The sequence below is a fragment of the Planktothrix sp. FACHB-1355 genome (assembly GCF_014748295.1).
Taxonomy (GTDB): domain Bacteria; phylum Cyanobacteriota; class Cyanobacteriia; order Cyanobacteriales; family Aerosakkonemataceae; genus Aerosakkonema; species Aerosakkonema funiforme_A.
In genome coordinates this window covers 1-4,815 of the sequence record NZ_JACJUP010000472.1, presented here as the reverse complement: position 1 = coordinate 4,815, position 4,815 = coordinate 1, and the positions used below count along the sequence as shown (strand labels likewise).

Annotated in this window: 6 protein-coding genes; all 6 read left to right on the top strand. The window is 44.3% G+C overall.

Annotated features, from left to right (window positions below):
• A partial coding sequence (locus tag H6S82_RS18630) for a glycosyltransferase (RefSeq protein WP_191056531.1) occupies window positions 1–686 on the top strand: 686 nt, incomplete at its 5' end.
• Window positions 683–1,924, top strand: coding sequence for a glycosyltransferase (locus H6S82_RS18625; RefSeq protein WP_190461367.1), 1,242 nt, complete (start codon window positions 683–685; stop codon window positions 1,922–1,924). The genes H6S82_RS18630 and H6S82_RS18625, both read left to right, overlap by 4 nt.
• 50 nt (window positions 1,925–1,974) lie before the next feature.
• Window positions 1,975–2,781, top strand: a complete 807-nt coding sequence (locus tag H6S82_RS18620; protein WP_190461370.1) for a 2OG-Fe(II) oxygenase — start codon at window positions 1,975–1,977, stop codon at window positions 2,779–2,781.
• 115 nt (window positions 2,782–2,896) lie between these two features.
• Window positions 2,897–3,625 carry a class I SAM-dependent methyltransferase gene (locus tag H6S82_RS18615; protein ID WP_190461372.1) on the top strand — a complete coding sequence of 243 codons (729 nt, stop codon included), beginning with the start codon at window positions 2,897–2,899 and terminating at the stop codon, window positions 3,623–3,625.
• A gap of 12 nt (window positions 3,626–3,637) precedes the next feature.
• Complete coding sequence (locus H6S82_RS18610) at window positions 3,638–4,219, top strand: ElyC/SanA/YdcF family protein (RefSeq protein WP_190461373.1); 582 nt, start codon at window positions 3,638–3,640, stop codon at window positions 4,217–4,219.
• A partial coding sequence (locus H6S82_RS18605) for an SGNH/GDSL hydrolase family protein (protein WP_191056530.1) occupies window positions 4,216–4,815 on the top strand: 600 nt, incomplete at its 3' end. The genes H6S82_RS18610 and H6S82_RS18605, both read left to right, overlap by 4 nt.

Here is a 4,815-nt window from a genome sequence, read left to right as displayed (position 1 = left end):
AACAAAACCTCGACCCGCTGAAAATTTCTCTCCTACCAAATACCTTTGATGCCAGTCGTTTTCAAATTGCACCCAAACCGCCATATCTGATGGAACGTTATGGATTGACGCCAGAAGATTCGGTAATTCTCACAGTAGCGAGATTAGACAACAGCGAACAATATAAAGGATACGATCGCATTATTCAAGCTTTGCCGGAAATTCGGCGTTATCTTCCCAAAGTGCGCTACATTTTGGTAGGAAAAGGAAACGATCGGCCCCGCATCGAACAGTGGATCGCCAAACTCAACTTGCAAGACTGCGTTACCCTAGCTGGATTTATTCCCGATAGCGAACTTGGAGACCATTACAATCTTTGCGATGTTTTTGCCATGCCTAGCAAAGGCGAAGGATTCGGTATCGTTTACCTAGAAGCTTTGGCTTGCGGTAAACCTACCTTGGGAGGCGATCGAGACGGTGCGATCGACGCCCTTTGCCACGGCGAATTAGGAGCTTTAGTTTCTCCTGATAATGTAGGAGAAATCGCCGAAACCCTAATTTCCATTTTACAGCGTACTTTCCCTCACACCAATATGTATCAGCCTGAATTATTGCGTCAAAAAGTAATCGATACTTTCGGCTTTGAACGTTATAAAAAAACTCTGGCAGAGTTAATTGAAAACTCTCCCATAGGAGTTAGCCAATGAAAGTATTGCATATTATTCCTTCCGTATCGCCGCGTCGGGGAGGGCCGACCCAAGTCGTTTTAAATTTAATTAAATGTTTACGAGAGCAAGGAATTGACGCCGAAATTGCTACCACCAACGACAACGGTTCAGACGGACTTTCCCCTCTAGATGTACCCTTAAATCAGCGAATTGAATACGAGAAAGTACCGATTTGGTTTTTTGAGCAATTTTCGCCACCCGCCAAAGGAGTACAAATAGCAAAAGATAAAGGATTTGTCTTTTCCGCACCACTCACTCGTTGGCTTTGGGAACATATTCGAGATTACGATATTCTAGACAACCACTATCTTTTTTCGTATCCTTGTACTTGTGCCGGTGCGATCGCCAGATGGCAAAAAGTTCCTTACACAGTCCGCGCAATGGGTCAACTTACTCCTTGGGCGTTATCTCAAAGTCGCCTTAAAAAGCAAATTTATAGCTTTTTAATCGAGCGCAAAAATCTCGCTCGCGCCGCCGCTATTCACTGCACTTCCATCGGTGAAGCCGAAGATGTCCGCAATTTTGGCATTCAAACTCCCACCGCCGTCCTACCTCTTGGTGTGTCACCGCCAATTTTTCGACCCGCTGCTAAGCAGAAAATACGCGAAATTTACGGCATTGCTCCGCAAACTCCGATCGTGTTATTTCTGTCTCGGCTTCATTATAAAAAACGCCCGGATTTGCTGCTGCGATCGCTCAGTCAATTAGCGGAGCGAAACTGCAACTTTCATTTGATCTTAGCGGGTTCGGGAGAACCAGATTACCTCAGCTATCTGAACAACTTGATATCGTCGCTAAATTTAGCAAGTCGCACCTCCTTACCAGGTTTTGCGATTGGTGAAGATAAAGATTTGTTACTGCAAGGTGCCGATATCTTTGTTTTGCCATCCTTTTCCGAAAACTTTGGTATTGCTGTTGGAGAAGCAATAGCATCTGGTTTGCCAGTAATTGTCACCCCCGATATCCAAATTTCGCAGGAAATTACTGCCTTTGAGACTGGGTTAGTAGTAGAGGGAGAAGTCGAACCTTTGGCAAATGCGATCGCCCAATTGCTAGAATCTCCCGAAAAGCGGCAAAAATTAGGGGAGAATGGGAAGCGGTTGGCAAGCGATCGCTATTCCTGGCAGAAGATTGGCCACCATCTCGCCGCCGTCTATACTTCCATTCTTCAGCAACAACCCATTCCCCCATATCCAGACAACTCAAAACTGAGATGAGCGACTGTTTTAGAAACAGAAAAATGAATTAGTTTTTTGAGGAAAATTAAATGATTAACTACAACTCGATCGAATCTCAAATCGATAACTTAGCCAAAAGTTTTGCCGAATCAAAACCCGTCAGACATCTAATTATCGATAACTTCTTGCCCGAAGAAATTGCCACCCAAGCTTTTAACGTCTTCCCCACAATTGCAGAAATGGATGTCTTAAAAGACTTCCGTCAAGATAAAGCTCAAGACCCCGCCATTAACAAATTCAATCCGATTTTCAGCGAAATTGTATTTCAACACCTGCACTCGCAACGACTTATCGATCTTCTTTCTAGAATTTCTGGCATACCCAACTTACTTTCAGATAGCCAATTGTACGCCGCCGGACTCGCCCAAGGAGCAAACGGCAGTTTCTTAAACGTTCACTTGGATAACAGTTCTCACCCAGTTAATCCTTGGTATCGTCGGTTAAACTTACTGCTTTATTTGAACAAAAATTGGACAGAAGAAAAGGGAGGACACTTGGAATTGTGGTCGCCAGATATGTCCGAATCAGTAGCGATTTTACCGAGCTTCAATCGCATGGTTATTTTCGCAACCGACAAACAATCGTGGCATGGATATCGCCGCGTCAATACACCAGATGGCGATAGCCGCAAATCGATAAATCTGTACTTTTTCACAGAGGAATCTCCAGACGGAACAGACTACTATCATGTCACATCTTTCAGAGCGAGAAAGAGTGAAATGCTCAACAAAATGCTTTATCCTGTAGACAATCTAGTTCGCTCTTTCGCTCGTGCTTTGAGACCGCAGAAAGATGCCCATGCTGTTCTTTACGATCGCAAAGGCAAAAAGGACTAATTCCTCAGCACGATCCAGCACCTACAAGTCTCAATCTCCGAATCCCTCCCCATCTCCTCATCTTTGGCGGTAGTTGTGGGAAACTTAGATCGGAATGCACTAGCCCCTCAAAAAAATGTCCTACTCTCAACGCCTGCTCCAAAAAGGCAATCGCCTGACTCGTTTTGCACATCAATCCCGCTTTAGCGCCGTTTTGAATGTTCTTGGCAACACTCGATACGATCGAGCCTTAGATTACGGATGTGGCGACGGTTGGCTGCTCAGAACAGCATACGAGCAAAACACAGTAAAATCGGGAATAGGCGTTGATGTAGATCCCTATATGCTGTCAGCTTGCCAGGAAATATTCGCGGATATACCTGGCTTTCAATTTTGCAAACCAGAGGAATTATCGCAAAAAATACCGCCACAAAGTTGCGATATAATCTTCTGCACTGAAACGCTCGAACATATCGGTAATCCTCAAAAAGCTTTGGAGCAAATTCTAATTTATTGTCAACCAAAAGCCACAATGGTAATTTCTGTACCTATCGAGATTGGGCCATCACTTTTATTAAAGCAAATGGGACGTTATTTTGCTAATAGGAATGGAAATTATGGCTACGAACCATATAAGTTAAAAGAGATATTTTCAGCGGCTATTTTATGGGATGCTAACAGTTTTACTTCTTCTCACTCTTTGCAATTAGACTACACTGGTCACAAGGGATTTGATTATCGTAAAATAGAGAAACTATTACAAGAAAAAGTCAAAATCGAGCGGCGGATTTTCTCTCCATTTCCCTGGAGTGGCAGTTTCCTTAACAGCACGGTAATTTGGGTGTGTAGCGTGGAAAATTATTAAACATTGGCTAATGTGTTGAATCGCAAACGGAAGCGATTTAAGTTACTCTTCTTAGCAAGCACCGCCCTGACGGTATTGCTAGTAATAATTCCGGTGCGACTGGCGATCGCTCATCTGCAAGCACCCCAACCCCAAGCTATATTTACATTAGGCGGAGGAATAGAGCGAGAAATTTTTACCGCCGAATTTGCCCTCGCTCATCCTACATTAGAAATTTGGGTTTCTACTGGCGTACCGACTTACAGGAGTAACGAGATTTTTCGCGCCTACGGTATTCCAGAAAGCAGACTGCATATAGATAGACGAGCAGTAGATACTGTCACCAACTTTACCACTTTAGTTGCCGATTTCAAAAGTCGGCATATGCAACATTTGTACGTAATTACCTCAGCCCATCATATACCGCGAGCGATGGCGATCGCTACCATCATTTTCGGCAGCCAAGGTATCGCCTTTACACCAGTATCCGTGCCATCCGGCGAACCAGTCGAATCTTGGCTTCGCATTTTCCGCGATATTTGTCGTTCGTTGCTTTGGATTTTTACAGGTCGTACTGGAGCCAGTTTTTCTCATAAATTGGAGGTGTGGAGATGAGGATACCAGCTAAGTATTGGATACCGGCTTCTGTCGTTGGGATCTTAATCACCACCGAAGTGACATTGCGGCTGGCTTTGGGTTTGGGAAATCCAGTTTTAGTACAAGCTGACTCCGATACAGGCTATCGATTTCAACCAAATCAAAAAATATTTCGATTTGGCAAGCACATTCAGTACAACCAATACTCTCAGCGTTCCGAACCGATTACACCAGAAAAGCCAGCAGGAAAACTGAGAATATTAATGCTGGGCGACTCGGTTCTTAATGGCGGTAATCCTACAGATCAAAGTCAAATTATTACAGAACTTTTTGAGGCAAAATTATCTGCATCCGGACATCCGGCAGAAGTTCTCAACGCCTCATCCGGTTCTTGGGGAATTGGCAATCAACTCGGATACCTGCGGAAATTCGGTACTTTTAACGCAGATGCCGTCATTCTGCAAATAGGTACTCACGATTTAACTCAGCCTACCAGTAATAGCGAGATCGTCGGTCATCATCCCTCTTTTCCCACTCATCCGCCGCTGCTAGCAATTCAGGAAGCTTGGACGCGCTACGCTTGGCCGAACTTAGCCTTTCGCTTAAAGCTGGGT

Excerpts from the sequence above, each read along its gene's own strand:
- H6S82_RS18625 (WP_190461367.1), top strand. The coding sequence starts at position 683 with ATGAAAGTATTGCATATTATTCCTTCCGTATCGCCGCGTCGGGGAGGG.
- H6S82_RS18620 (WP_190461370.1), top strand. The coding sequence starts at position 1,975 with ATGATTAACTACAACTCGATCGAATCTCAAATCGATAACTTAGCCAAA.
- H6S82_RS18615 (WP_190461372.1), top strand. The coding sequence starts at position 2,897 with ATGTCCTACTCTCAACGCCTGCTCCAAAAAGGCAATCGCCTGACTCGT.